The 24,364-nt window shown below is 66.3% G+C and carries 23 protein-coding genes; 14 read left to right on the top strand and 9 right to left on the bottom strand.

Annotated elements, in window-relative coordinates; all coding sequences use genetic code 11:
- Nucleotides 1–21: 21 nt before the first annotated feature.
- The gene (locus tag A3M7_RS0109390; protein WP_027543690.1) at nt 22–1,467 is read right to left on the bottom strand and encodes a short-chain fatty acyl-CoA regulator family protein; all 1,446 of its coding nucleotides are present in this window, start codon (nt 1,465–1,467) and stop codon (nt 22–24) included.
- A 229-nt stretch (nt 1,468–1,696) separates the two neighbouring features.
- Between A3M7_RS0109390 and A3M7_RS0109385 the strand changes: the two genes are divergently transcribed.
- The 3 genes from A3M7_RS0109385 to A3M7_RS0109375 all read left to right on the top strand — a co-directional run bounded on the left by A3M7_RS0109385 (nt 1,697) and on the right by A3M7_RS0109375 (nt 4,311).
- Entirely contained in the window at nt 1,697–3,328 is a 1,632-nt protein-coding gene (locus A3M7_RS0109385) for an isocitrate lyase (protein ID WP_027543689.1), read from the top strand.
- A 30-nt stretch (nt 3,329–3,358) separates the two neighbouring features.
- Nucleotides 3,359–3,568, top strand: coding sequence for a hypothetical protein (locus A3M7_RS0109380; protein ID WP_018323282.1), 210 nt, complete (start codon nt 3,359–3,361; stop codon nt 3,566–3,568).
- 188 nt (nt 3,569–3,756) lie between these two features.
- Nucleotides 3,757–4,311, top strand: coding sequence for a hypothetical protein (locus A3M7_RS0109375; RefSeq protein ID WP_027543688.1), 555 nt, complete (start codon nt 3,757–3,759; stop codon nt 4,309–4,311).
- Between the two features lie 125 nt (nt 4,312–4,436).
- On the opposite strand, the gene A3M7_RS0109370 is transcribed toward A3M7_RS0109375, so the two are convergent.
- Nucleotides 4,437–5,318, bottom strand: coding sequence for a metallophosphoesterase (locus A3M7_RS0109370; protein WP_027543687.1), 882 nt, complete (start codon nt 5,316–5,318; stop codon nt 4,437–4,439).
- Nucleotides 5,319–5,422: 104 nt separating this feature from the next.
- On the opposite strand from A3M7_RS0109370, the gene A3M7_RS0109365 reads away from it, so the two are divergent.
- The 6 genes from A3M7_RS0109365 to A3M7_RS0109340 all read left to right on the top strand — a co-directional run bounded on the left by A3M7_RS0109365 (nt 5,423) and on the right by A3M7_RS0109340 (nt 10,004).
- Nucleotides 5,423–5,914 carry an NUDIX domain-containing protein gene (locus A3M7_RS0109365; protein ID WP_027543686.1) on the top strand — a complete coding sequence of 164 codons (492 nt, stop codon included), beginning with the start codon at nt 5,423–5,425 and terminating at the stop codon, nt 5,912–5,914.
- 61 nt (nt 5,915–5,975) lie between these two features.
- Nucleotides 5,976–6,923 (top strand): glycosyltransferase family 2 protein, encoded by a 948-nt coding sequence (locus A3M7_RS0109360; RefSeq protein ID WP_027543685.1) that lies wholly within the window; start codon nt 5,976–5,978, stop codon nt 6,921–6,923.
- A gap of 123 nt (nt 6,924–7,046) precedes the next feature.
- The gene (locus tag A3M7_RS0109355; RefSeq protein WP_027543684.1) at nt 7,047–7,562 is read left to right on the top strand and encodes a GNAT family N-acetyltransferase; all 516 of its coding nucleotides are present in this window, start codon (nt 7,047–7,049) and stop codon (nt 7,560–7,562) included.
- 36 nt (nt 7,563–7,598) lie between these two features.
- Nucleotides 7,599–8,270, top strand: coding sequence for a methyltransferase domain-containing protein (locus A3M7_RS0109350; protein WP_027543683.1), 672 nt, complete (start codon nt 7,599–7,601; stop codon nt 8,268–8,270).
- Between the two features lie 37 nt (nt 8,271–8,307).
- Complete coding sequence (locus A3M7_RS0109345) at nt 8,308–9,462, top strand: hypothetical protein (RefSeq protein ID WP_049823291.1); 1,155 nt, start codon at nt 8,308–8,310, stop codon at nt 9,460–9,462.
- A gap of 56 nt (nt 9,463–9,518) precedes the next feature.
- Nucleotides 9,519–10,004: a GNAT family N-acetyltransferase gene (locus A3M7_RS0109340; RefSeq protein ID WP_027543681.1), complete on the top strand. Its 486-nt coding sequence runs from the start codon at nt 9,519–9,521 to the stop codon at nt 10,002–10,004.
- 155 nt (nt 10,005–10,159) lie between these two features.
- Here the strand turns inward: A3M7_RS0109340 and A3M7_RS0109335 are convergent, their stop codons facing one another.
- From A3M7_RS0109335 to A3M7_RS0109305, 7 genes are all read right to left on the bottom strand, one after another.
- Nucleotides 10,160–12,556, bottom strand: a complete 2,397-nt coding sequence (locus A3M7_RS0109335; protein ID WP_027543680.1) for a TonB-dependent receptor — start codon at nt 12,554–12,556, stop codon at nt 10,160–10,162.
- 152 nt (nt 12,557–12,708) lie between these two features.
- On the bottom strand, nt 12,709–13,113 hold the full coding sequence (locus A3M7_RS0109330; RefSeq protein ID WP_027543679.1) for a DUF2946 family protein: 405 nt from the start codon (nt 13,111–13,113) through the stop codon (nt 12,709–12,711).
- Nucleotides 13,114–13,274: 161 nt separating this feature from the next.
- Nucleotides 13,275–13,655 (bottom strand): hypothetical protein, encoded by a 381-nt coding sequence (locus A3M7_RS0109325; protein ID WP_049823290.1) that lies wholly within the window; start codon nt 13,653–13,655, stop codon nt 13,275–13,277.
- 30 nt (nt 13,656–13,685) lie between these two features.
- Complete coding sequence (locus A3M7_RS0109320) at nt 13,686–15,749, bottom strand: membrane protein (RefSeq protein WP_027543677.1); 2,064 nt, start codon at nt 15,747–15,749, stop codon at nt 13,686–13,688.
- A 7-nt stretch (nt 15,750–15,756) separates the two neighbouring features.
- Nucleotides 15,757–18,570, bottom strand: coding sequence for a DUF4159 domain-containing protein (locus A3M7_RS0109315; RefSeq protein WP_027543676.1), 2,814 nt, complete (start codon nt 18,568–18,570; stop codon nt 15,757–15,759).
- Entirely contained in the window at nt 18,567–19,511 is a 945-nt protein-coding gene (locus A3M7_RS0109310) for a DUF58 domain-containing protein (RefSeq protein ID WP_027543675.1), read from the bottom strand. Before A3M7_RS0109310 ends, A3M7_RS0109315 begins: the two co-directional genes overlap by 4 nt.
- Nucleotides 19,511–20,509: a MoxR family ATPase gene (locus A3M7_RS0109305; RefSeq protein WP_027543674.1), complete on the bottom strand. Its 999-nt coding sequence runs from the start codon at nt 20,507–20,509 to the stop codon at nt 19,511–19,513. Before A3M7_RS0109305 ends, A3M7_RS0109310 begins: the two co-directional genes overlap by 1 nt.
- A gap of 274 nt (nt 20,510–20,783) precedes the next feature.
- Between A3M7_RS0109305 and A3M7_RS0109300 the strand changes: the two genes are divergently transcribed.
- Genes A3M7_RS0109300 through A3M7_RS0109280 form a run of 5 tightly spaced genes read left to right on the top strand, consistent with a single transcriptional unit; the run spans nt 20,784 to nt 24,357 of the window.
- Nucleotides 20,784–21,395, top strand: a complete 612-nt coding sequence (locus A3M7_RS0109300) for a DUF1285 domain-containing protein (protein ID WP_027543673.1) — start codon at nt 20,784–20,786, stop codon at nt 21,393–21,395.
- The gene (locus tag A3M7_RS0109295) at nt 21,392–22,063 is read left to right on the top strand and encodes a CoA pyrophosphatase (protein ID WP_027543672.1); all 672 of its coding nucleotides are present in this window, start codon (nt 21,392–21,394) and stop codon (nt 22,061–22,063) included. The genes A3M7_RS0109300 and A3M7_RS0109295 overlap by 4 nt, the downstream gene beginning before the upstream one ends.
- Nucleotides 22,060–22,323 carry a DUF6111 family protein gene (locus A3M7_RS0109290; RefSeq protein WP_027543671.1) on the top strand — a complete coding sequence of 88 codons (264 nt, stop codon included), beginning with the start codon at nt 22,060–22,062 and terminating at the stop codon, nt 22,321–22,323. The genes A3M7_RS0109295 and A3M7_RS0109290 overlap by 4 nt, the downstream gene beginning before the upstream one ends.
- A gap of 10 nt (nt 22,324–22,333) precedes the next feature.
- Nucleotides 22,334–23,590, top strand: a complete 1,257-nt coding sequence (locus A3M7_RS0109285) for a CCA tRNA nucleotidyltransferase (RefSeq protein WP_027543670.1) — start codon at nt 22,334–22,336, stop codon at nt 23,588–23,590.
- A complete protein-coding gene (locus A3M7_RS0109280; RefSeq protein WP_027543669.1) occupies nt 23,587–24,357 on the top strand; it encodes a sulfite exporter TauE/SafE family protein in 771 nt (256 codons plus the stop codon). The genes A3M7_RS0109285 and A3M7_RS0109280 overlap by 4 nt, the downstream gene beginning before the upstream one ends.
- Nucleotides 24,358–24,364 lie beyond the last annotated feature (7 nt).

Below are 24,364 nucleotides of genomic sequence, written 5' to 3'. Positions count from 1 at the left end.
GGGGCATGACAGCAGTGTGCTTTACAACTCCCGTGCGTTCGAGAACGCGAACGAACTCACCCGCCGCGTCGTCTCGTCCAGGATCAGGGTGCGCGTGATCGGCGGCTCGGCGCGCTGGGCGCAGTTTTCGCGCTCGCACAGGCGGCAGTTGACGCCGATGGGCGTGCCTTCCGCCTTCTCCAGGTCCATGCCGGCGGCATAGACGAGGCGCGCGGCGTGGCGGATCTCGCAGCCGAGGCCGATGGCGAAGCGCGGCTGCGGCAGCGGGTGCGGCGCCACCGGCCGGCGCACCATCTGCGCGATCGAGAAATAGCGCGTGCCGTCGGAGAGCTCGATCACCTGCTTCAGCAGGCGATCCGGCGTGTCGAAGGTCGAGTGCACGTTCCACAGCGGGCACGTGCCGCCGAATTTCGAGAACGGGAAGGTGCCGGAGGAAAAGCGTTTCGAGACGTTGCCGGCATTGTCGACGCGGAGCAGGAAGAACGGAATGCCGCGCGCGTTCGGACGCTGCAAGGTGGTGAGGCGGTGGCAGACCTGCTCGAAGCCGGAATTGAAGCGCTGCGCCAGCACGTGGATGTCGTAGTTCAGGGCTTCGGCTGCGGCGAGGAAGGCGGGGTAGGGCATCATCACCGCCGCCGCAAAATAGTTGCCGAGCGTGATGCGGAACAGGCGCCGCGGCGCGTCGTCGAGCGGGCCGGCGCGGCCGATGATGGTCTCCAGCTGCTGCGCGCATTCGCCAAGGCCGAGCTGGAAGGCGAGCTGGAACGCACGCCCGGGCGGGTCGACCAGCTCCGAGATCAGCAGCTGGCGGCGGTGGCGGTCGAAGCGCCGCAGCGTCTCGCGCATCACGTCGACAGGCATGATGCGGGTCTGGACCGAATGCTTTTCGCGCAGGCGCGCGGCCAGCGCCGCGTAGAGCCCTTCGGCCGGCACGTTCAGTTCGTCGCGCAAGGCTTCTGCAGCCTGCTCGAGTTCCGGAAAATAGTTGCGGTTGGCCTCGATCAGCTCGCGCACCCGCTCGACCGGATTTGTCTCGTAGCGCGTGCCGACGTCGCGGTCGGCCATTTGCGCGGCCGCCAGCGTCTCGCCCTGGCGGGCCTCGGTATAGGCCGCGTACAGCCGCTGCAGCGCATGGGTGACGCCGGGGCAGAGCTCGGCGAGGTCGCGCAGCTCCTGCTTGGGCACGTCGATCTGGCGGAACAAGGGATCGGAGAAGATCTCGTTGAGCTCGGCGAAGAACCGGTCCTCGTCGGCGGTGGCGAGGTCGCGCAGGTCGAGGTCATAGGTCTCGGCCAGCCGCAGCAGGATTTGGGCGGTCACCGGGCGCTGGTTGCGCTCGATCAGGTTGATGTAGCTCGGCGAGATCCCGAGCCCCTCGGCGATCTGGGTCTGCGACAGCCCCAATTGCTGCCGGATCCGCCGGAAGCGCGGGCCGACGAACAGTTTCTTCCCGGATTCGGCGGGCATTTTTCAGATCTCCAGGGCGATTAAGGGCAGACTCGCTGTCCTATAATTTACAAACTTTACAAAATAACATCTGTTACATGTTCTGATGTTACATGACATCACCAATAAAAAACAAGCCATCTATACGAAGTTTCCGTTTTCGCGTTTAGCTCCTGACACGCATTTCGCAATGCACTGTCAAGAATGTCGATGGCCAGACATCGCCATCGTCAGCGAAAGGATCAGGCACATGAACTATCAGCCCCGTGGCATCAGCACCTTCCAGGCTCCGGCCTCGTATCAGAGCGAGATCGATGCAGCCCAGGCGCTCCTCGAGACCCAGCCGACCTGGAACGGGGTGACGGCCGAGCACATCGCGCGCATGCGCCTGCAGAACCGCTTCAGGACCGGCCTCGACGTCGCCCGCTACACCGCGGCGCTGATGCGGGCCGACATGGCCGCCTATGACGGCGATCCCACCAAGTACACCCAGTCGCTGGGCTGCTGGCACGGCTTCATCGCCCAGCAGAAGCTGATCTCGGTCAAGAAGCATTTCGGCAAGACCGATCGCACCTACCTGTATCTCTCGGGCTGGATGATCGCGGCGCTGCGCTCCGAGTTCGGACCGCTGCCCGACCAGTCGATGCACGAGAAGACCTCGGTGCCGGCGCTGATCGAAGAGCTCTACACCTTCCTGCGCCAGGCCGACTCGCGCGAGCTCAACGACATCTTCCGCAACCTCGACAAGGCGCGCAAGGAAGGCGACAAGACCCGCGAGAAGGAGCTGATCGAGAAGATCGACAACTTCCAGACCCATGTCGTGCCCGTCATCGCCGACATCGACGCCGGCTTCGGCAACGCGGAAGCGACCTATTTGCTCGCCAAGAAGATGATCGAAGCGGGCGCCTGCGCGCTCCAGATCGAGAACCAGGTCTCGGACGAGAAGCAGTGCGGCCACCAGGACGGCAAGGTCACCGTGCCGCATGACGTCTTCCTGGCGAAGATCCGCGCCTGCCGCCACGCCTTCCTCGAGCTCGGCGTCGAAGACGGCATCGTCGTGACCCGCACCGACTCGCTCGGCGCTGGCCTGACGCAGCAGATCGCCGTCAGCCACAAGCCCGGCGACATCGGCGACCAGTACAACAGCTTCCTCGATTGCGAGGAAATCACCGCGGAGAACGCCCGCAACGGCGACGTCATCATCAACCGCAACGGCAAGATGATGCGTCCGAAGCGGCTGCCCTCCAACCTCTACCAGTTCCGTCCCGGCACCGGTGAGGACCGCTGCGTGCTCGACTGCATCACCTCGCTTCAGAACGGCGCCGACCTGCTCTGGATCGAGACCGAGAAGCCGCATATCGAGCAGATCGCCAAGATGGTCGATCGCATCCGCAAGGTGGTTCCGAACGCGAAGCTGGCCTACAACAACTCGCCGTCGTTCAACTGGACCCTCAACTTCCGTTGGCAGGTCTACGACGCGATGAAGGAAGCCGGCAAGGACGTCAGCAAGTACAACCGTGCCGAGCTGATGAAGGCGGAATATGACGACACGCCGCTGGCGAAGGAGGCCGACGAGCGCATCCGCACCTTCCAGGCGGATTCGGCCAAGCGTGCCGGCATCTTCCACCACCTGATCACGCTGCCGACCTACCACACCGCGGCGCTCTCGACCGACAATCTGGCCAGGGAGTACTTCGGCGAGCAGGGCATGCTCGGCTACGTGAAGAACGTCCAGCGCGCCGAGATCCGTCAGGGCATCGCCTGCGTGAAGCACCAGAACATGGCCGGCTCCGACATCGGCGACGACCACAAGGAGTACTTCGCCGGCGAGGCTGCCCTGAAGGCGGGCGGCGCCCACAACACGATGAACCAGTTCGGCTAACGCACCACGCTATCCAAGAGGAGACTGACAATGACCAAAGGCAGCAATTTCTGGGTGATCGGCGGCGAGTTCGGTTCGATGAACTTCCACAAGCTCGTGGAAGGCTCGGCCCAGGTGCAGGGTCCGTTCAAGACCCGCAAGGAAGCCGAAGATGCCTGGCGTACGGTCTCGGAAGAGAACCGCCACAAGGCCGGCGTCCGCTTCTCCATCGTGGAAGAGCCGTCGCGGGTCTCGGCCTGACGGCTGCCTGACCAATCAAGAAGACGTCCAAGGACGGAGGGTCCCATCCGGCGCAAGCCGGGTGGGATCGTCTGTTTTTGGCACAGGTGAGACAGCTGTGGGCGCCGTAAGTATTTGGAATTGTGGACCCTTTGCGGACGGTTTGGTTGCTGATAGGTTAATGGAGGCAAGTGAGGACGAGGCCGCCAATGTCAGAGCCCGAGACCAGCGGGACCCATCCCAGCCAGCCGCGCCCGGTGCGGCTGCGCGACGCGCTGTTGCGGGCGCGGATCGAGGCCGCCGACCGGACCGGCGTCGTCGTCGATTTGCGCGATGCCGAGGTGGCGCGGCTCGAGATCCTCAACGACGCGCTCGATCCCCTGTTTGCACAGGTGCCCGAGCAGATCGACCTGTTCGACCGCGGCATCAGCCAGGGCGATACGCCCCGACTCTGGATCGACGTCGTCGCGCACATCATGATGGGGCGCGACAAGCGGATGTACCGCTTCGTCCAGGACACCCGCTTCGGCCGCATCGTGCTCGCCGAATCGCACGACACCTCCGTGATCGTCGAGGCCGTCACCGACTATGTCGCGCGCCGCATGATCGAGCGCGAGCATGCGATGGTCGTGCTGCCCGAGCCGAAGCCGGAGGCCGCGGAGCGGCCAGCCCGCTCGCGCGTCTGGCCGTTCGTGTTTGGCTTCATCCTCGGCGCCGCCGCCTTGTTCGGCGTCGCCGTGCTGGCGGCCCTGCGGAGCTGGTGAATTTCCCTCCGCTGTCATTCCGGGGCGCGCCAAAGGCGCGAGCCCGGAATCCATTTATCCGCGCGTGCTGCGGCTCGATGGATTCCGGGCTCATGCTTCGCATGCCCCGGAATGACGGCGTGCAATCAAACCAACCTTGCGTGCTTGATCTCCCGGATCTGAAATCCGGACCCGAGTCCGCGCACCGTCTGTTCGCAGCGCCAGCCGGCATTGTCCTTCTCGATCGTGAACAGATTATACGCCGCCGCCGGGTAGCGCCCGTGTGCGAGCGCGGACGCCGACGGCACGCCGATCGCGGGTATGTTGCCGTTGGGCCCCTCGAACCACATCGTCGAATGAATGTGGTCGTGGCCGTGCAGGATCAGCTCGACGCCGTGGCGCTTCAAGAGCGCCAGCAGATCGGCCGCGTCCGTCATTCGCTTCTGGCGCGCGTCGGACTTCAGGGGATGATGCACCAGCAGCACGCGGAAGACGTCCTCCGCCGCGAGCCGTTCGAGAACCTGTTCGAGGGCTGCGAGCTGATCGCGCCCGAGCGTGCCCGTCGCCATCAGCGGCAGGGTCGGCACCGCCGTGGACAGGCTGATCAGCGCGAGCGGCCCGCGCCGGCGCAGGGCCGGAAAGCCGACGCTTCCGTCGTCGCTCGCAAGATAGGGCGCAAAGGTCTCGCCGAAGCGATGAAAGGTGGCGCGGACATAGGCGTCGTGATTGCCGGGAATCGTGGTGACGCGGTCGGGCGGCCCGACGCCGTCGAGCCAGGCGCGCGCCGGCGCGAACTCCGCCTCCAGCGCCAGATTGACGAGATCGCCCGTCACCGCGATGTGGTCGGGCGTCTGCGCCCTGACGTCGGCGACGAGTGCGTCGAGCACCTCGCGGCGCTGGTACTTGTGGCGGTTGCGCGTCCAGTTGACGTAGCCGAGCGCGCGCTTGCCGGCGAGCTCGATCAGCCGCGGCTTCGGCAAGGGCGGCAGATGCGGGTCGGACAGATGGGCGAGCGTGAAGGGAGCCATGGCGCGCGATTGCCTCGCTATTGCTCCGCTGTAATGGCAAGGTCGCAGGCAACGTGCAAGCCAAGCCTCGCGCAAGGCCTGAAGAGGGGACTGAAGAGAGCCTGATGGAAGATCGTCTCAACCGCGTCCGACGGAAGTTCGAGCCGCTGCTGCGGCGAATCTTCCACGCCTATTTCCTGCTGGTTCGCGGCATGACCCTCGGCGTTCGCGCCGTGGTGCTGGATTCCGAGAACCGGGTGTTCCTGGTCAGGCACAGCTACATCTCCGGCTGGTATCTGCCCGGCGGCGGCGTCGATCTCGGCGAGACCATGGAGCAGGCGATGCGGCGCGAGCTCAAGGAGGAGGGCGACATCGACCTCACCGCGGACGCCATGCTGCACGGCATCTTCCTCAACAACCACGTCTCCCGCCGCGACCACGTCGCGGTCTACGTGGTCAGGCAATTCAGGCAGGATCGCCTGCCCGCGCCCAACCACGAGATCGTCGAGTGCGGGTTCTTCGCGATCACGGCGCTGCCCGAGGGGACCACGCCAGGGACGCGGTTGCGGATCGCGGAGATACTGGGTGGCCAGCCCCTGATTGCGACGTGGCGCTGAGGGCGGCCTGTGCTAGTAGTCACCGCGTCTGCGGTCTCGACATATGGACGAGGGATGAAGCTTGCCTGAATCGACGAAGTCATGGCCATTTCGGGTCGCCGTGCTGGTTCCTTGTTACAATGAGGAAGCCGCCGTCGCGACGGTCGTCGCCGATTTCCGCAAGGCGCTGCCTGCGGCCGAAGTCTACGTGTACGACAACAACTCGACCGACCGTACCGCGACGATCGCGCGCGAGGCCGGCGCGATTGTGCGTAGCGAACGGCGCCAGGGCAAAGGTCACGTCGTGCGCCGCATGTTCGCGGACATCGAGGCGGACATCTACGTGCTCGTCGATGGTGATGCGACCTACGACGCGCCGAGCGCTCCGCGCATGATCGACAAGCTGCTCGATGAGCATCTGGATATGGTTGTGGGGCTCCGTGTCGATCAATCGCAAGCGGCCTACCGACGCGGTCATCGCATGGGCAACCGGGTGTTCACCGGTTTCCTGGCATCGACCTTCGGTCACGCCTTCAAGGACATGCTGTCCGGTTACCGCGTGTTCTCGCGCCGCTTCGTCAAATCCTTCCCCGTTTTGTCCGACGGTTTCGAGATCGAGACCGAATTTGCGGTCTATGCGCTGGAATTGTCGCTCCCGGCCGCCGAGGTCGAGACGCCCTATTACGCGCGTCCGGAGGGGTCCTTCTCCAAGCTCAATACCTGGCAGGATGGTTTGCGCATCTTCAACACGATGCTGAAGCTCAACCGATCGGAGCGGCCGCTGCGCTTCTTTTCGGCGATCGGCATCGTCCTCGCGCTGCTGTCGATCGCTCTCGGGCTGCCCGTCGTCATCACCTACCTCGAAACCGGCCTCGTGCCGCGCCTGCCGACCGCCGTGCTCTCCATGGGGCTGATGATCATGGCGCTGCTTTCGGCTTCGTCGGGGCTCGTGCTCGACACCGTGACGCGCGGCCGGCGGGAAATGAAGATGCTCGCCTATCTGTCCCAACCGCCGTTCGGGAGGAACTGAAATGGCCTCGGAGGCGGACGTAATCCCATGGACCACCGCCCTCCGAGGTGATATCCCGCCGACGCCGCCCGACTGTTTTTTCCGACGCCAACCGATGATTCCGCTTGAACACGCTGTGACGCGATGAACGATCTCTCACTCACCATCCTGTCCGAAGCCGCCGGCGATGCTCAGGCAATCGAGCGGCTGCACGAACGCACCTTCGGACCCGGCCGCTTTGTGCTGAGCGCCTATCGCATCCGCGAGCACGTCGATCATGTGCTCGAACTGTCCTTCACCGCCCGCGTCGGTACGTTGCTGGTTGGATCCGTGCGGCAATTGCCGATCTGCGTCGGCGACACGCCGGCGCTGCTGCTCGGGCCGCTGACGGTCGAGCCTCCGTTCCGCGGCCGCGGCGTCGGCCGGCAGCTGCTCGAGCGCGCGCTGAAGGATGCGAAGGCGCAGGGCCACCGCCTGGTGCTGCTGGTCGGCGACGAGCCCTATTACAGCCGCGTCGGCTTTAAGCCGGTGCCGAAGGGACGGGTCACGATGCCGGGCCCGGTCGATTACGCCCGGCTCCTCGTCGTCGAGCTCGTCGAGGGCGCGTTCGAGGGCGTATCGGGGCCAGTCGGTCCGGACTGGAGCAGGGCGCCAACCTGACGCGCCATCGCTTCGAAGCTCACATGAGGTAGGGTAGTGCCGGTCGATCAGCAATATTACCGAGAGGTGGCGTCCGGGGGGACGGCGGAAAAGCTGCTCATCGCGGCGCGCGACCGTATATTCCAGGATTTCATCGCCCACATGCAGCCGTCCGCGTCGGACGAGATCCTGGATGTCGGAGTGTCCGACGTGATCAACGACGGCGCAAACGTACTGGAAAGAAGCTACCCACATCAGCACAAGATCACGGCCTGCGGGCTCGGCGAAGGAGTCGAGTTCAAGGCGGCTTTTCCGCTTTGCCGTTACGTGCAGATCGAGCCGAATACTCGGCTGCCGTTTGACGACAACGAATTCGATGTTGCGACGTCCAATGCCGTGCTCGAGCATGCCGGAAGCCACGAAAATCAGAGGCTCTTGGTCAAGGAGCTTTGCCGCGTTGCGAGGCGGGTGTTCATAACGGTGCCCAACAGGTTCTTTCCGGTCGAGCACCATACGGCTATCCCGCTGGCGCACTACCTGGATGGCACCTTCAGAATCGCCTGCATGATCACCCGCAAGTCGGAATGGACCGACGAACAGAACCTGATCCTGATGACGCGAAAACGGCTGCTGGAGTTCACCGCGCTGATCGCCAAGCCGGCGGCGGTGGGCTACACCGGCTTGTCGCTCGGCCCGTTATCGTCCAATCTCTATCTTGCATTTCGCTAACCGCAGAGCCAGCGCCTCCCGCCGCGGCAAGATCCCAATGAAAAATATCCGTACGAGCAAAGCCGTCTTCGCCGTCTTATTTCTCGCGATTCTGGTCGGCCATTTCTGGACCATGTTGCGATGGAGTGAGGCTCGCGGCGTCTACGACGACATCTGCTACCTGCGGCAGGCGCATCTGTTCCAGAGGTTCGGGCTGGTGGGAGGCTTCGACACCAACCTCACCCGCGACGACGATGGCTATCTGAAAGCAAAGCTGAAGGCGATCGACTACCCGAAGTGGGACGATACCACCGATGCGCCCTGTCACAACTTGATGCCGGCCACAGGCAAAGTCGTCATCCAATACCCGCCGGGTGTCGGCCTCGTGTTGGCGTTGTTTCCGCCAGGTCACCAGGTCGCACCCATGTACATGCTTGCGACCGCTGTCGTCTTCGGCTTCGCGCTATTTGCCCTCTCTCTCGCGCGCACCACAAGGTCGGTGCTGATGGTCGGGACGTTCGGCTGTCTTGCCATCTACGTGATGGTCAATCCGGTCAAGGCGAGCTATTCGATGGCCCCGACGGCCGTCGTGTGCGCGCTCGCAGGATGTCTCACGGCGCGATGGCTGACGAGCCCGCAATCTCAACCGAGGATCGGGCTGTTGGCGTCCATCGGCTTCCTGCTCGGCTTGACGGTCGATTTCCGCCTGGCCAACCTCTTCCTGGCGTCCGGCTATTGCATGTTTCTCCTGGTCGCGTTCCTGGCGGAACGCACGATGCCGCGGTTCTTGCAGGGGGGCGCGTTCGGCATCGCGTTGCTGGCCGGCGTGGTGCCGACCATCGTCTCTTACGCCGTCAATGCCGGCAGTCCGTTCGCGTCGACCTACGGCAACAATCCCGATGTCAGGCCGCTGGATTTCTCGTTCGCAGTGATCCGGGACTATCTCGCCGACCCGCTCCAGACGTTGTTGATCGTCATCGGAATCGCGAGCTCGCTCTGGCTGTTGCGGCAGCCGAATGGCGCTCGCCGTGTCGCACAGCTCACGATCGCCAATCTGGCGATCAATCTCGCCTTCTTCTTCACCTATCCGATCGCGACGCCATACTACACCATCCCCATTTCTCTCCTGACGCTGTGGAGCCTGCTGTTTGCCCACCTCTTCCAGGAGGCGGCAGAGGACGCCCCTGAAGCGGCCGCTTGGGCCAAAGCGTGATGAATTCAGGTGGGTGCATCTGCGGCGACAGGTTTCCCCCGGAGGGAGTAGCGACGATGCAGGTGCGCCCCGCTGATATCGGTGAGATCGATCATCTCGCCAGCATGTGGCACGACGTCTGGCATGAATCGCACGCGGCGCTTGCGCCGTCTGAACTGGTCCGCCTCCGTACGCTCTCGAGCTTTCGCGATCGCCTTGCGGTCATGCTTCCCGATCTCTGCGTCGTCGGCCCGGCTGGTGCGCCGCTCGGCTTATGCGCCATCAGGGGTGACGAATTGTACCAGCTCTTCGTGTCGTCAAAGGCGCACGGGACAGGCGTGGCCGCGGCGCTGATCGCCGATGCGGAGGCGCGGCTCGCCGCGCGCGGAGTGGAGCTGGCGTGGCTGGCATGCGCCATCGGCAATGATCGCGCCGCACGGTTCTACGAGAAGAGCGGCTGGCGCAGGGCCGGCACATTCGTGATGATGTCGGAGACGTCGAACGGACCGTTCCCCGTCGACCAATGGCGCTTCGAGAAGCCGCTGGTGTGTGCGACTCCGTGAGTGGGAAGCGCAGCAACCCACCCCATACTTCGTCATTGCGAGCGTAGCGAAGCAATCCAGAATCTTTCCGCAGAGGCAGCCTGGATTGCTTCGTCGCAAGAGCTCCTCGCAATGACGGTGCGTTTCGGGGCCCGCAGGCCCCGACTGGGTCGCGCTCAGAACTTGAAGTTGGCGAACGCCCGCACGCCGATGCCGGGCATCAACACCTCGTCCTTGGTGTAGGACACCGAGTTGCGGATGTTCTCGTTGAGGAGATTGTTGCCGACGATGCCGGCAATCATCTCGCGTGCGCCGAACCAGTTGCGGTCGAGCTTCGTCTTGTAGCTGACCTCGGCCTTCAACAGATTGTAGCCCGCCGTCGGCGTCTCCGCGATCACGGCCACGTTGTTCTGCGCGAAGGCGTGCAACAGGTTGACGCGCATCAGCCAGTTGTCGTCGCGCCAGAACACGCCGCCGCCCATTCGAAGCGGCGGAATCCGCGGCACGTTGGTGCCGTCGGTAAAGGTGGCGCGGACCACGTCGAGCTGGTTCTCGATGCCCCAGACGCCGCCCTGGAACGCGCCGACATCGAATTGCGACTGGAATTCGCCGCCGCGGAAATTGGCATTGCGCTGCGAATAGACGGCCTGGTTCAGCTCGGCGCCGGGCGTGCCGCACGAGGCAAAATCGTCGTCGCACATCACGCCGGTGAGGCGGCGAAAGATGAAATTGTCGAAATGCGTGTAGTAGACGGTCGCCTCGAACCGGAACGGTCCCGTCGCCTTGCGCACGCCGACCTCGACCGACTTGGCGGTCTCGATCGTCAGGTTCGGATTGCCGATGTCGAAGGTCGCGGTCGCATCATGGGCGCCGCGCGAGAATAGTTCCGCCGCCTTCGGCGCGCGCTCGACATATTGGGCGGTGATGCTGCCGACCATGCCGCCGGGCAGGTCCTGCAGCAGGCCGATGCTGCCGCTCTTCGGCGTGTAGGACGGATTGCGCGCGATCGCCACCTGCGGCGTGCCGTCGGGCAGGTAGTCGGCCGGGAAATTCGGCGTGGTGCCGTGCAGCTCGACATGCTCGATGCGGCCGGCGATCTGGGCTCGCGTCGCGTCCGTGAACTTGAACTCGTTGAAGGCGTAAGCAGCAACGCGGGTGTTGTTGTTGGGGTCCCACAGGCCGTTGAACAGCGTGCCGGGATTGTCGGGGCTCGGTGCCGTCAGCTCCTGATGACCGACCTGGAAGCCCAGCGCCGTCGTCACCTCGGCGAAGCGCGCGTTGAACGGCATCAGCTGCACCTCGGTGCGGATCTCCTGCTCCTTGTTGGTGAAGGTCTGCCGCACGCCGTCGGTGTTGGGGTCGGCGGGATCGGCAAGGCCGATCTCGTTGTGCCGGTAGTCGGTCGCGCCAGCCCAGAAGCGGATGGTGTCGATCGCGGCGGCATCGGGCCGGTACTCGCCCTTGACGTTGATCTTGGTCTGGTGGCCGTCGATGCGCGTGTTGTGGTCGGCGCCGTCGATGCCGGGGATGTGGTAGAGCGAGTCGTTCTGCGTAATCGCGGCCCCGATATAGCCGCCCTGGAAGAAGTAGGAGCCGCCGATCGATGCGCCGTCCGAGCGCGTCGCCGAGTTGGGCTGGCGGCCGTTGGCGACGGATCGCGTCTGGTCGTTCAGATAGGGATAGCTCGGGATGCCATAGTCCGTGGTGGTGCGGCCATAGACGTCGGCATGGAACGCGAAATTGCCGCCGCCGGTGTCGAGCAGCACGCCGCTTTCGACGCCGCGATCGACCGAGCTGAACGCCGTGCGCGTCTCGGCCGTGACGCAAGGCGAGGTCGCGGCGGTCGCCAGCGGCGCCTTGGTCGGCAGGCCGTAGGTCTGGAACGATGGTGCGCAGCTCGGCAGCGCATCCGGAATCCGGTTGTTGGTGGCGCTGACGACGCCGCCGATCGAGGTCGAGCCGTAGCGGAGCGCAGCAGGCCCGCGCACCACCTCGACCTGGTTGGTCGCGAGCGGATCGATCGGGACGAAATGATCCTCGCCGAGGTCGGAGGCGCCGCCGGAATTGGTGCCGTTCTCGACGATGCCGACGCGGTTGACGTCGAGACCGCGGATGATCGGCCGGCTGGAGGCGCCGGGCGCGAAGCTCGAGCCGGTGATGCCCGGCTTGGAGAACAGGAGATCGCCGAGCTGGCCGCCGCCCTCGCGGCGGATCTCGTCGTTCGGCACCACCGTCACGGTGGCGAACTGGTTGGTCACAATAGGCAGCACGCCTTGCTGAGGTGTTGCGGCGGTGACTGCTGCCGCCGGCGCGGCTTCGGCCGTGTGTTGTTGGCTGCGCGACCGTCCGGTGCGCGCGACGCGGACCGGGCTGCGGGTCGGTACCACCCTGCGCACGATGGGGCTCGGCGCCGTCACGGTGACGGCGGGGATCTCGGTCGACGACTTGTCCTGCGCAGGCTGTTGTACCGGTGCTTGTACCGGTTCTTGGGCGAGCGCCGATGTGGCGGCGGCGCCGAGCAGGAGCAGGCTCGCTCCGGCGAGATGCTGCACGCGTCGCAATTCAAATGACATGGTCCTGATTCCAGTCAGGCGCGTCCGCAAGATGTTTGTTGATCGGAGGCGGCCTGCCGTCGCGGTGCGACGGAATTCGGCTTCAACGGCTCCCGGGCGATCGTCCGCGCGTGGGCGCGGCGAGTCCGGGTGTGATCGAGCGATGTTGGGAGTCAGGACGCGGGTGGGGCGCGCGGCTGGAACGCCGTGCCGGCTGATTTCAGATGGCTGAACTCGGCGTCGGTGGTGCGGTGGAGCAGCTCGATCGCCTGCGGCAGCTCCAGGAGAGGCGGCGTCGAGAACAGGACGGTGCCCGCCATCGCGACCAATGCGCAGATCGCGCAATTGTCCTCGCCCGGCCGCTCCCGGTCGGGGCCTGCAGGCGATTGCTTCTGGATCGCTGCGCGGTCCGTCGAAGCGATCGCTTTGGCGTTGTCGGTTTGCTGAAGCGAGGCTGCCGCAAGCGGGGCGGCCTGGGCGAACCAGTGGCTGTGGCCGAATGTCAGCGCGAATTGCACCAGCATCGCGAACAACGCGAGCCGGGCGCCGTGCCTGATATTCGACCGGAACCACTTCATCTGGAAAAGCCACCCCACATCGCGAGGATCATCCCCTGATGTCGCGATGTTACAATATAACATCGGAATGGAGAGGCGGTGTCAACTCGGTTCCGCCAGTTGGCAGGCGATCGACCAGACCTGTGTGATTGGCGCAACGGCCGGTGCGGCGGGGCAGCTTCTCACGCTTCGTTCGTATCGATCGGCGGCGCACGTCGATCGCCGTTTTGTCGATAGGTCTTCCACGACTTGATGGTCGAAATCGTAACCGCGATTGCGCCGACGGATGCGAGCAAAACCCCCGGCATTTGGCCGGCAAAGAGGCAGGCGAGGGCAAAACAGGTCAGCGCGACACTACCGCCGGCAAGCGACTTCACATATTCCGCCTGCACAGCCAGCGGCGTCGATGGTTCAAGCGCATAGATCGGAATCGCGTAGCGTGAGTTCAGGCCATCCCGGAACTGCAGCGGCAGCGTGTCGGATAGCGCTGATTGGATTTCGAAATATTTTAGAGCCGACCAGATCGTTGCGAGCGCGCATATGACACCGAGAAACACAGCCACCTGCGCCTCCTCTCACGGAGCTGCCCCGTCTCAGCGCCCCTCGCGGACCCAGGTCGCGGCGAAAGCGCCGAGCAGCAGCAACAGGCCGATCAGGCCGGCGAAGATCGGCAGCACGCCGACGCCCTTCACGACGCTGGCGTCGCGCATCCGCACGCCCATCCAGCCGTCGCCATGGAAGACGCTCACCGAGCGCACCGGCACGACGCGCGGCAGCTCGACGCTGGAGCCGTCGACCACGCGCACGGCATTGCCGCCGGTCGCCTGCGTCAGCGGCTTCAGGGTTTCGGTGGTGGAGGTGACCTCCGAAAACTCCTTCGGATTGGTCGGGCCGACATTGATCAGCGCCTTCAGCGTGCCGTCGGTCGCCTGCCACAGGCCGAGTTCGTTGGCCGGCAGGCTGGCGCGCCACTCGCCGGGATCGCCGGCGCTCAGCGTCAGGTCGCGCGACACGCCCGACGGCGAGGTCACGCTCACCGGCTGCACGCTGTCCGACATGGTCTGGCGCACCACCACGAGATCCTTGCCCTGCACCTGGAGGCGCAGCGCTTCTTCATCGAGATCCGGCTGCTTCATCAGCCAGTGCGACATCCGCCTGAGAAGGTCGAGATGCGGGCCGCCGCCCTCATAGCCGCGCGCCCACAGCCAGATGTGGTCGGAGAGCAGCAGCGCGACCCGTCCCTCGCCGAAGCGCGACAGGAACAACAGCGGCTTGCCGTCGACGCCCGTCATCACGGGCGGGTTGACGGAATTGCGGGTGTCGACGGTGCGGAAGAAGCGGCTCCAGCGCGGCGGCTCGCTTGCCGAGCCCTCCAGCCCGCGCGTGACCGGATGGCGTTTGCCGATGTCGGACAGGTGCGCATAGAACGGCTTCTCGGTCACGCCGACCGGCTCGGCCGGCAGCACCGAATCCAGCGGCGTGCGCCAGATGCTGGTATTGGAGGCGTAGTCGGGGCCGGCGGAGACGAGCACCGCGCCGCCCGCGCGCACATAGCGCGCGATGTTGTCGAAATAGGCGATCGGCAGCACGCCCTGGCGGGCGTAGCGATCGAAGATGATCAGCTGGAATTCGTTGATCTTCTGCTGGAACAGCTCGCGGGTCGGAAACGCGATCAGCGACAATTCGTTGATCGGCGTGCCGTCCTGCTTCTCCGGCGGCCGCAGAATGGTGAAGTGCACGAGATCGACGCTGGCATCGGACTTCAGGAGGTTGCGCCAGGTGCGCTCGCCGGAATGCGGCTCGCCCGAGACCAGCAGCACGCGCAGCTTGTCGCGCACGCCGTCGATGGCGACGACGGCGCGGTTGTTGACCGGCGTCAGCTCTCGCTCGAGCGGCGAGGCCTCGATCTCGACGATGTTCGGGCCGGCATGCTTGATGTCGACCTCCACGCTCGCGGTCTGGCCGCTCGAGAGCGTGCGCTCGTTGATGACCTCGCCGTCGCGGCGAACCGTGACCTTGGCGCGCTCGCCGGAGACGCCCTGGTCGTCGAGCCGGTAGGTGATGGTCTGGTTTTGCCCGACGATGCCGAAGCGCGGCGCCGCCGTGATCGCGATGCGGCGGTCGCGCTCGTCCTTCTGCCCGGTGATCAGCGCGTGCACCGGCGCCTGGAAGCCGAGCGCGGCGGCGTTCGCGGGAATGTCGTGGACGCGGCCGTCGGTGATCAGGAACGCGCCGGCGACGCGGTCGACCGGCACGTCCGACAAGGCCGAGGCGAGGGCGCCGAACAGTCTTGTGCCGTCGGTCTCGCCGTCGGCCTGTCCGGCGTCGACGACGCGGACCTCGAGGCCCTTGATCTTCTTCAGGCCGTCGACCAGCGCTTCCTGCGCCGCTGCTGCCTCGCGATTGCGGTTGCCGAAATTCTGGCTCGGGCTCTTGTCGACCACGACCGCGGCGACCGAGGTGAGGGGATCGCGGTCCTCGCGGGTGAAGGAGGGATTGGCGAGCGCCAGCAGGAACAGCACCAGCGCGGCCACGCGCACCGCAGCGCCGCGCGCACGCGCCAGCAGCAGCACGAGCGCGATGACGACGATTGCGGCCAGCGCGAGCCACAGGACGATCGCGGGAACAAGCGGCGTGAACGCGATGCCGTAATTCATGTCGATCCTATTGCCCCAGCCGTTCGATCAGGGCCGGTGCGTGCACCTGGTCGGCCTTGTAGTTGCCGGTCAGCGTGTACATCACGATGTTGGCGCCGGCACGGTAGGCGAATTCGCGCTGGCGTGGGTCGCCGCCGGTCACCGGCAGCATGTACTGGCCGTCGGGGCGCACGGCCCAGGCGCCGGCAAGATCGTTCGAGGTGATGATGATCGGCGAGACGCCGTCGCCGCCGCGCGCCGGGCGCTGCGCGCTCTCGTCGTCGTCCTCGCGCGGCAGGGTCTCGACCCAGGTCTGGCCGCTGTTGAAGCGGCCGGGGAAGTCGCGCAGCAGGTAGAAGGTCTTGGTCAGCACGTGCTCGCGCGGCACCGGCTCGAGCTCGGGCACGTCGAGCGAGGACAGGATGTCGCGCAGCGCCCGCATGCCCGGCGTCTGCGAGGCGCCGTTGTCGCCGGCCGGCGCTTCGATCGCGTCGCGGGTGTCGAACAGCACGGTGCCGCCCTGCTTCATGTAGGCGTCGATCTTGTTGATGGCGTCCTGCGGCGGCTTGGGCGCGCCGGGCACGATGGGCCAGTAGATCAGCGGGAAGAAGGCGAGCTCGTCGCGGGCGGGATCGATGCCGACGGGATCGCCGGCCTCGAGCGCGGTGCGCTGCGCCAGGAACAGCGTCAGTCCTGATAGCCCGGCCTTGACGATGGAATCGACGTCGGCATTGCCTGTCACGACATAGGCGAGGCGGGTCTGCGATACCGCCTTCATCGCGAACTCGTCCGTGGTGCTGTCGGCGCGCGCGGGTGTCGGCGACAGTGCCGGGAGGCCCGCCAGCACGAGGCCGAGCAGGATCATTGCAGGCGCGGCGCGGCGGCGCAGCAGCGCGGCGAGGCCGCCGCCGAGCACCGCGACGATGATGGCGTCGACCAGGAACAAAGCGAGCGCCGTCGACAGCAGCCAGCCGCGCAGATCGCGCGGCTCGGCGTTGGTGTAGGTGGCGTGCCGGGCGCGCAGGCTCGCGGTGTTCAGGGCTGCGATGCGGTCGGCGCTAGCAAGCGTGTTCACGGCGAGCGGTCCTTCTGCCGGACCGTAGAAGCCCGGCGGATGATCGGGTGTGGCGCGGTCGCGATAATCCGCGGGCAGCGGCTTTGCCGTGGCCGGCGGCGGACCGAAGGCGCCGAAGCCGTCGAGCATGTGCAGCGGCGCCACCGTCTCGGTGGTCGCCTCGCTGGCCACGCCGGCGCCGGGCTTGGCGGTGTAGCCGGACATGTCGACGACCCGCCGCAGCATTTCGACGAAGATGCCCGACATCGGCAGATCCGACCAGCGCATGTCGGCGCTGACGTGGAACAGGCTGACGATGCCCTTGCCGCGATGCTCACCCGTCACCAGCGGCGTGCCGTCTTCCAGCGACGCCCAGCTCTTGGTGGCGAGCACGGCATCGGGCTCGGCCAGGACCTGGCGGCTCACGGTGACGTCCTTAGGGACGACGACGCCGGCAAACGGACCGTCGGCCGCGAAGGCGGCGAGGTGCTGCGGCTTTTCCCAGGTCAGGCTGCCGCCGAGCGTGCGGCCGCCCTTGCGCAGCTTGACCGGCACGAGATCGTCTTCGGCCTGCGCCAAGCGGGGCCCTGCGAACCGCACCAGCACGCCGCCCTGGTCGATCCAGGCATTGAGGCGCTCGCGGATTTCGGGCGCGATGGTGCCGACATCGGCCAGGATGATCATCGGCAGCTTCTGGTCGAGGAACTGGGTGATGCCCTGCTGCGGCGAGCCCTTGTCGGCGAGCCGCACGTCGGCGAACGGCGCCAGCGCGCGGGTGAGGTAGAAAGTCGGCGCCAGCAGCGGCTGCGCGGTCTCGCTGGTCGCGCCCGAGACGATGCCGATGGCGCGGCGGCGCCAGCGCTTGTCGAGCAGCTGCACCGCGCCCGCGGAGCGCTCGCCCGATATCTCGAGTCGCGTGATGTCGTTGCGCAGCTCGACCGGCAGGTCGAACGCGGCCTCGGTCTCCTTGTCCTGCGGGCCGAACGAATAACGGGCTTCGCCGATCGGCGATGCCTTCTGGTCCAGCGCGCGCACGGTGCCAACGGCAATGCCGCTGTCGGTGCGCAGCACCTTCACCGTCATCCTGGCGGCGGCGTTCTCGGCCGCGACGAGCGCCAGCGGAGAGGAGGTGCCGCCTTCGAACACGGTCAGGCTGCGATCGCCGATGGTCTTGCCGAGGGCCTGCACGAATTCCTCGCCGCGGCCGGTGTCGACGCCATCGGACAGCCAGGCGATCTCGCAGTCGCCGGTGGCTTTCAGGAAACGATCGACCGCTGCGAGGGTTTCGACGCGCTCGATCGAATAGGGCTTTGGTACCAGCTGGCGCAGCGCGACGCGCGCCGCCCCCGCCGGCATCAGGGTGATGTCGCGGTTCGGCTCGGACAGCGGCACCAGCGCGATGGCGCGGCGGTCGTTGTCGGCATTGGCGATCAGCTCGTCGGCGGCCCTGATCCTGATGTCCCAGTTCGAGGCCGCGCTCCAGCCGTCGTCGAACATGATCATCAGCGGCGCCTTGCTGCCGGCAAGCCCCGTCTGCGGATTCCAGATCGGGCCGGCGGCGGCGAAAATGACCAGCGCCGCTGCCAGGAGGCGCAGCGCAGTCAGCCACCACGGCGTCCGCGAAGGCGTCTCCTCCCTTGGCGCGATGTCGAACAACAGGCGCGTCGGCGGAAACTCGATCCGGCGCGGCCGCGGCGGCATCACGCGCAGGAGCCACCACAGCACCGGCAGGCTGACGAGGCCGATCAGGAGCAGCGGTTCGGTGAAGGCGAGCGGCAATCCCATCATGCGGCCGGCCCCGCCTTGATGGAAGTGGTGCGGGCGCCCGACTTGCTCACCTGCATGCCGGCATGCAGGAACAGCAGCAATTCGGCGGCGGAGCGGTCGGTCGCGTGCGTCGTGAACAGCCAGTCGAGCTTTGAGGTCTGGGCGCGGATCTGGTCGCGGTGCAGCGCGAGCCGCGCGGTGTAATCCTGCGCCCAGCTCTCGGCGCGTCCGGCGGTGATCACGCCAAAACCTTCCGGCTCGACGAACTCGATGCGGCCGGAATAGGGGAACGACTCCTCGGCGGGATCGACCACCTGCACCATCGTGCCATGCGCGCCGGAGCCGGAGAGCCCTGCGAGCGTCGCACTGATCTCCGCGATCGGCGACCAGAAATCCGACAGCACGATGATCTCGGCGAGCGCGGAAGGAACGAAGGACGGCGGCAGGCTCAGCCGGTCGGCATCGTCATGCAGCATCGCCTGCGCCATCTTGTCGATGACGCTGCGGCTCGCGGTCGGCGCCATCAGCCCGGGAATGCCGACGCGCTCGCCGCCCGAGACCAGCAGCTCGGCCAGCGCGAAGGCGACGATCAGGGTGCGTTCGAGCTTGGACTCGCGCGCGGTCTTCGAGGCAAAGGCCATCGACGGCGAGCGGTCGGGCCAGATCCAGACCGTGTGCGAGGCTTCCCATTCGAGCTCGCGGACATAGAGATGGTCATCGCGCGCCGAGCGCCGCCAGTCGACGTTCTGCGACGGCTCGCCGGAGACGAAGCGGCGGTATTGCCAGAAATTTTCGCCGGAGCCTGCGCGCCGCCTGCCGTGCAGGCCGTGGATGACGTTGGCGGCGACGCGGCGGGCCTCGAGCACCAGGCGCGGCAAGGAAGCTGCGAGCGTGCGGCTTTCGCCATCGGCACGTCGGATCGCGATGATCTCCTTCGCTGTGTGCCCGTTCTCAGCGGCCATCAACCGATCCGTGTTTTCAACTGCCGGATCACGTCCGGAATCGTGCGCCCTTCGGCGCGCGCCTGGAAGGTCAGTGCCATGCGGTGCTTCAGAATAGGTTCGGCGAGGTCGAGCACGTCGTCGATCGAGGGTGCGAGCCGTCCGTCGATCAGCGCACGTGCGCGCACCGCGAGCATCAGGGATTGGCTGGCGCGCGGGCCGGGGCCCCAGGCGATGAACTTGCCGGTCTCGCCGCTGTCCGGACCCGGACGGGCCGAGCGGACCAGCGACAGGATCGCCTCGACCACGGAATCGCCGACCGGCAGGCGCCGGATCAGCCGCTGCGCGGTGATCAGCGCATCCGCGGTCATCGAGCCCCGTGCCAGCGTCTCCTCGGCGCCGGTGGTCTCGAACAGGATGCGGCGCTCGGCGTCGCGATCGGGATAGTCGACGTCGATCTCCATCAGGAAGCGGTCGAGCTGCGCTTCGGGCAGCGGATAGGTGCCTTCCTGCTCCAGCGGGTTCTGGGTCGCGAGCACGTGGAACGGCTTCGGCAGGTCGTGACGCGCGCCGGCAACGGTGATGTGCTGCTCCTGCATCGCCTGGAGCAGCGCAGATTGCGTGCGCGGGCTGGCGCGGTTGATCTCGTCGGCCATCAGGAGCTGCGCGAACACCGGGCCTGCGATGAAGCGGAAGGCACGCCTGCCCGCGGTGCTCTCGTCGAGCACCTCGGCGCCGAGGATGTCCGACGGCATCAGGTCGGGCGTGAACTGGATACGCTTGGCGTCGAGACCGAGCGTGACGCCGAGCGTCTCGACCAGCTTGGTCTTGGCAAGGCCGGGCACGCCGATCAGCAGCGCATGGCCGCCGGAGAGGATGGTGACCAGCGTGTTCTCGATCACGCGGTCCTGGCCGAAGATGACGGACCCGATCGCCTCCTTCGCCGCGCGAATCTGGCTCGAGACCTGCTCGGCCGAGCGGACGATTCCATCCTCGAGTTTCTCGACACTCTCCGCCATCCGTTAGCTCCTTCAGCCTGCCGCGCGGCTCGCTCGCGTCGCCATGTCATCGCATCACGTCAGATGCATCACATCATCACATGGGCCCTATGCTAGACTTGCAGGAAGGCCATGTATTCGTTGAATTAACCTATCCCCACCTTATCGGCTTAAGGGTATGTAGGGCATCACGAAGTGGCGACCTCCACACCGGACTAATCCGGGGTGGAACCGTGCATCCGAGTACGACGTAGACCTGCACCAATCGTGCCAAAGGACAAAGTCAGGGCAAACCATGGCGAACCAAGGGCAGAGCGCCGATCGCGGTCTTGAAGGGCTGACTGCCGCCGCCAAAAGTGCCGCCGGTGCCGAAGGCGCCAAAAAGGGCCTGCCTCCGGTGCATCTGTGGAATCCGCCGTTTTGCGGCGATCTCGATATCCGAATCGCCTCCGATGGTACTTGGTTCTACTTGGGGACGCCAATCGGGCGTCACGCGCTGGTCCGCCTGTTCTCGACCATCCTGAAGCGCGAGGGCGACAAGCACTTCCTCGTGACGCCGGTGGAGAAGGTCGGCATTCGCGTCGACGACGCGCCGTTCATGGCGGTCGAAATGCAAGAGGACGGCGAGGACAACCATCGCGTGCTGCGCTTCCGCACCAATGTCGACGACTGGGTCACCTGCGATGCCGCGCACCGGCTGCGCTTCGAGCCGGCAAAGGACGGCGGCCTGACGCCCTATCTGCACGTCCGCGCTGATCTATGGGCCAAGGTGACCCGCGCGCTCTATTACGATCTGGTTGACATGGGCGAGGAGCGGATGGTCGATGGCCAGCCGATGTTCGGCGTCGAGTCGGCCGGCGAATTCTTCGCCATGGCCGATGCGGAGCAGGTGAGGGCCGCGCTTTGAACAAGCCTATTCCCAGGAGCGAACCTGTCGCGTTTCGAGCGGCGGATTTCTTTGCCCGTTCCAGGGCGAAGCTCGGCTTCGACGTGCCGCCCGGCCTCTACGATCCGAACATCATTCCGGCCTCGGGCGATCCCGGGACCGACAAGATGCTCGAGATCGTCGCGCGCGAGCAGCCGGTGCGGCCGGCGGCGGTCCTGATCGCGGTGGTCGACCATCCCGAGCCGACCGTCCTGCTGACGCAGCGCTCGGCGCATCTCAACGACCACGCCGGCCAGATCGCCTTTCCCGGCGGCAAGATCGACGCGACCGACGCCTCGCCGGTCGATGCGGCGCTGCGCGAGGCCGAGGAGGAGGTCGGGCTGTCGCGCGACTTCATCGAGCCGATCGGCTATCTCGATCTCTACGGCACCGCCTTCGGCTTCCGCATCCTGCCGACGGTCGCGAGGGTCCGGCCCGGCTTTGCGCTCACGATCAACCATTCCGAGGTTGATGATGCGTTCGAGGTGCCGCTATCCTTCCTGATGAATCCGGCGAACCACCAGCTGCACAGCAAGGAATTCCGCGGCATGGAGCGCTTTTACTATGCGATGCCGTTCGCTGAGCGTTACATCTGGGGTGCAACGGCCGGAATGCTGCGTGTGCTTTATGAGCGGATCTACTCATCATGATCCGGACGGTTCTGACCGAGATCGGAATCTTCCTCGTTCCCTTTGCCGTCTATGCGCTGTTCCTGGCCGCCAGCCGGTCCGGCCTGTTCGTGCAATCGTCCTGGCCGGTCACCATCGTCGCTCGCCTGGCCCTCGTGGCGATCGTGCTCGTGATCGCGGGTCTGATCGGCCTGGCACAGTTCTCCGGCGCCGGCCCGGATTCGACCTACGTTCCCGCCCATATCGAGAACGGCAAATTCGTGCCGGGCACGGAAAGATAGGGGCCTGCCGATGAGCGCGGAGCCGATCCTCGCCGGTGCGCCATGGCTGATCTCTGGCGGGACCGCGCGCGTCCTGCAATTGCTGGGCGCCGATGGCGAGGAGGCGCGGGTGGTCGGCGGCGCGGTGCGCAACGCGCTGCTCGGTCTCGCGCCCGGCGACATCGACATCGCGACCACGGCGCTGCCGGAGGAGGTGGTGCGGCGCGCCAAGGCCGCCGGCATCAAGAGCGTGCCGACCGGCATCGAGCACGGCACGATCACGCTGGTCATCGACGGGCATCCCTATGAGGTCACGACGCTGCGCGAGGACACCGAGACCTTCGGCCGCAAGGCCAAGGTCGCGTTCGGCCGCGACTGGGTGAAGGACGCCGAGCGGCGCGACTTCACCATGAACGGCCTGTCGGTCGATGCGACGGGTGTCGTGTACGACCATGTCGGCGGGATCGCGGATGCCAGAGCGCGCCGCGTGCGCTTCATCGGCGACCCCGACCAGCGCATCGCCGAGGATTATTTGCGCATCCTGCGCTTCTTCCGCATCCACGCGGCCTTCGGCGCCGGCGAGCCCGACCGCGACGGCTACCTCGCCTGCATCCGGGGACGCGCGGGCCTTGCCAGCCTGTCGGCCGAGCGGGTGCGCATGGAGATGCTGAAGCTGCTGGTGGCCGGCGGCGCGTCCGCCGCCGTGCTGGCCATGGCCGAGGGCGGATTGCTGCAGGCGCTGACCGGCGGCGTCGTCTATACCGGGCCGCTGGCGACGATGGTCGCGATCGAGCGCGCGCTCGGCCTGCCGGCAAGCAGCACGCGGCGGCTGGCCGCGCTGACGGTGGCCGTGACGGAGGACGCCAAGCGTGTCGCCACGCGCCTGCGGCTCTCCAATGCCGAGGCCAAGGCGCTGGATTCGATGGGGCACCGCTGGTGGCGCTTTGCCACCAAGGACGAGGCCAATGCGCGGCGGCTGCTCTATCGGCTCGGTGCGGAGCCCTATCACGATCGCGTGTTGCTCGGCTGGGCGCGGGCGGCGAGCGACGTGCATTCGTCGCGCTGGCGCGAACTCGCCGAGCTGCCGCAGCGCTGGACTGCGCCGAAATTTCCGCTTCGCGCCGCCGATTTCATCGCGCGCGGGATGGCGGAAGGGCCTGCGCTCGGACATGTGTTGACACTCGCCGAGGACGCTTGGCTTGCGGCGGATTTTCCACTAGAGGATGCCGCGCTCGCTTCCATCGCAGATCAAGCTGCGGCCCGCGTCAGCCGCGAACGGAAAACGTGACCATCGTCTCAGGCTTCGCCGACATCTCGGTCTTTCAGCTTTTGCTGGTCGCGTTGATGGCGTTGTTTGCTTCGATCATCGGTGGTCTCGCCGGCTACGGCACCGGCGCGCTGATGCCGCTGGTGCTGGTGCCGCTGGTCGGTGCCGAGCCCGTGGTGCCGATCATCGCGATCTCAGCGATCTTCACCAATTCGAGCCGTGCAGTCGCCTACGTCCGCTATGCCGACCGCCGCCGCGCGCTGATCGTGCTCGCCTGCGCGGCATTGACGACCGCGCTCGGCGCCTACGGCTATACGCGCCTCACCAATGCGGGCGCTGCGCTCGTGATCGGCTCCATGCTGATCCTGAGCGTGCCGCTGCGCCGCGTGCTCCGTCGCCGCCAGGTCAGGATCGGCGACATCGGCCTTGCCGCCGGCTCCGTCGGCTACGGCGTGCTGGTCGGCGGCACGTCGGGATCCGGCGTGATCCTGCTCTCGCTGCTGATGGCGGCCGGCCTCGAAGGCGCCGCCGTGATCGCGACCGATGCGATGATCTCGCTCGGCACCGGCCTCATCAAGATCTCGGTGTTTGGCCTCGCCGGCGCCGTGAATGCGCAGGTGCTCGCCTTCGCGCTGCTGATCGGGGCGATCGCGATCCCCGGCGCGTTCCTCGCAAAAGCCTTCGTCGAGAGGATGCCGGTGCACATCCACACGGCGATCCTCGACGTCGCGGTGATCACGGGCGGGATGGTGATGATCTCGGCCGCGGCGAGGCAACTGATCGCCTAGAGCATTC

Origin of the sequence: Bradyrhizobium sp. WSM2254 (assembly GCF_000472645.1) — a bacterium.
Lineage (GTDB): Bacteria > Pseudomonadota > Alphaproteobacteria > Rhizobiales > Xanthobacteraceae > Bradyrhizobium > Bradyrhizobium niftali.
The sequence above is the reverse complement of the archived record's forward strand: the minus strand, read 5'-3'. Positions and strand labels throughout refer to the sequence as shown.

Excerpts from the sequence above, each read along its gene's own strand:
- A3M7_RS0109290 (WP_027543671.1), top strand. The coding sequence starts at position 22,060 with ATGATCCGGACGGTTCTGACCGAGATCGGAATCTTCCTCGTTCCCTTT.
- A3M7_RS0109305 (WP_027543674.1), bottom strand. The coding sequence starts at position 20,509 with ATGGCGGAGAGTGTCGAGAAACTCGAGGATGGAATCGTCCGCTCGGCC.
- A3M7_RS0109340 (WP_027543681.1), top strand. The coding sequence starts at position 9,519 with ATGCAGGTGCGCCCCGCTGATATCGGTGAGATCGATCATCTCGCCAGC.
- A3M7_RS0109300 (WP_027543673.1), top strand. The coding sequence starts at position 20,784 with ATGGCGAACCAAGGGCAGAGCGCCGATCGCGGTCTTGAAGGGCTGACT.
- A3M7_RS0109320 (WP_027543677.1), bottom strand. The coding sequence starts at position 15,749 with ATGAATTACGGCATCGCGTTCACGCCGCTTGTTCCCGCGATCGTCCTG.
- A3M7_RS0109330 (WP_027543679.1), bottom strand. The coding sequence starts at position 13,113 with ATGAAGTGGTTCCGGTCGAATATCAGGCACGGCGCCCGGCTCGCGTTG.
- A3M7_RS0109370 (WP_027543687.1), bottom strand. The coding sequence starts at position 5,318 with ATGGCTCCCTTCACGCTCGCCCATCTGTCCGACCCGCATCTGCCGCCC.
- A3M7_RS0109375 (WP_027543688.1), top strand. The coding sequence starts at position 3,757 with ATGTCAGAGCCCGAGACCAGCGGGACCCATCCCAGCCAGCCGCGCCCG.
- A3M7_RS0109365 (WP_027543686.1), top strand. The coding sequence starts at position 5,423 with ATGGAAGATCGTCTCAACCGCGTCCGACGGAAGTTCGAGCCGCTGCTG.
- A3M7_RS0109380 (WP_018323282.1), top strand. The coding sequence starts at position 3,359 with ATGACCAAAGGCAGCAATTTCTGGGTGATCGGCGGCGAGTTCGGTTCG.
- A3M7_RS0109355 (WP_027543684.1), top strand. The coding sequence starts at position 7,047 with ATGAACGATCTCTCACTCACCATCCTGTCCGAAGCCGCCGGCGATGCT.
- A3M7_RS0109310 (WP_027543675.1), bottom strand. The coding sequence starts at position 19,511 with ATGGCCGCTGAGAACGGGCACACAGCGAAGGAGATCATCGCGATCCGA.
- A3M7_RS0109390 (WP_027543690.1), bottom strand. The coding sequence starts at position 1,467 with ATGCCCGCCGAATCCGGGAAGAAACTGTTCGTCGGCCCGCGCTTCCGG.
- A3M7_RS0109385 (WP_027543689.1), top strand. The coding sequence starts at position 1,697 with ATGAACTATCAGCCCCGTGGCATCAGCACCTTCCAGGCTCCGGCCTCG.
- A3M7_RS0109345 (WP_049823291.1), top strand. The coding sequence starts at position 8,308 with ATGAAAAATATCCGTACGAGCAAAGCCGTCTTCGCCGTCTTATTTCTC.
- A3M7_RS0109285 (WP_027543670.1), top strand. The coding sequence starts at position 22,334 with ATGAGCGCGGAGCCGATCCTCGCCGGTGCGCCATGGCTGATCTCTGGC.
- A3M7_RS0109335 (WP_027543680.1), bottom strand. The coding sequence starts at position 12,556 with ATGTCATTTGAATTGCGACGCGTGCAGCATCTCGCCGGAGCGAGCCTG.
- A3M7_RS0109315 (WP_027543676.1), bottom strand. The coding sequence starts at position 18,570 with ATGATGGGATTGCCGCTCGCCTTCACCGAACCGCTGCTCCTGATCGGC.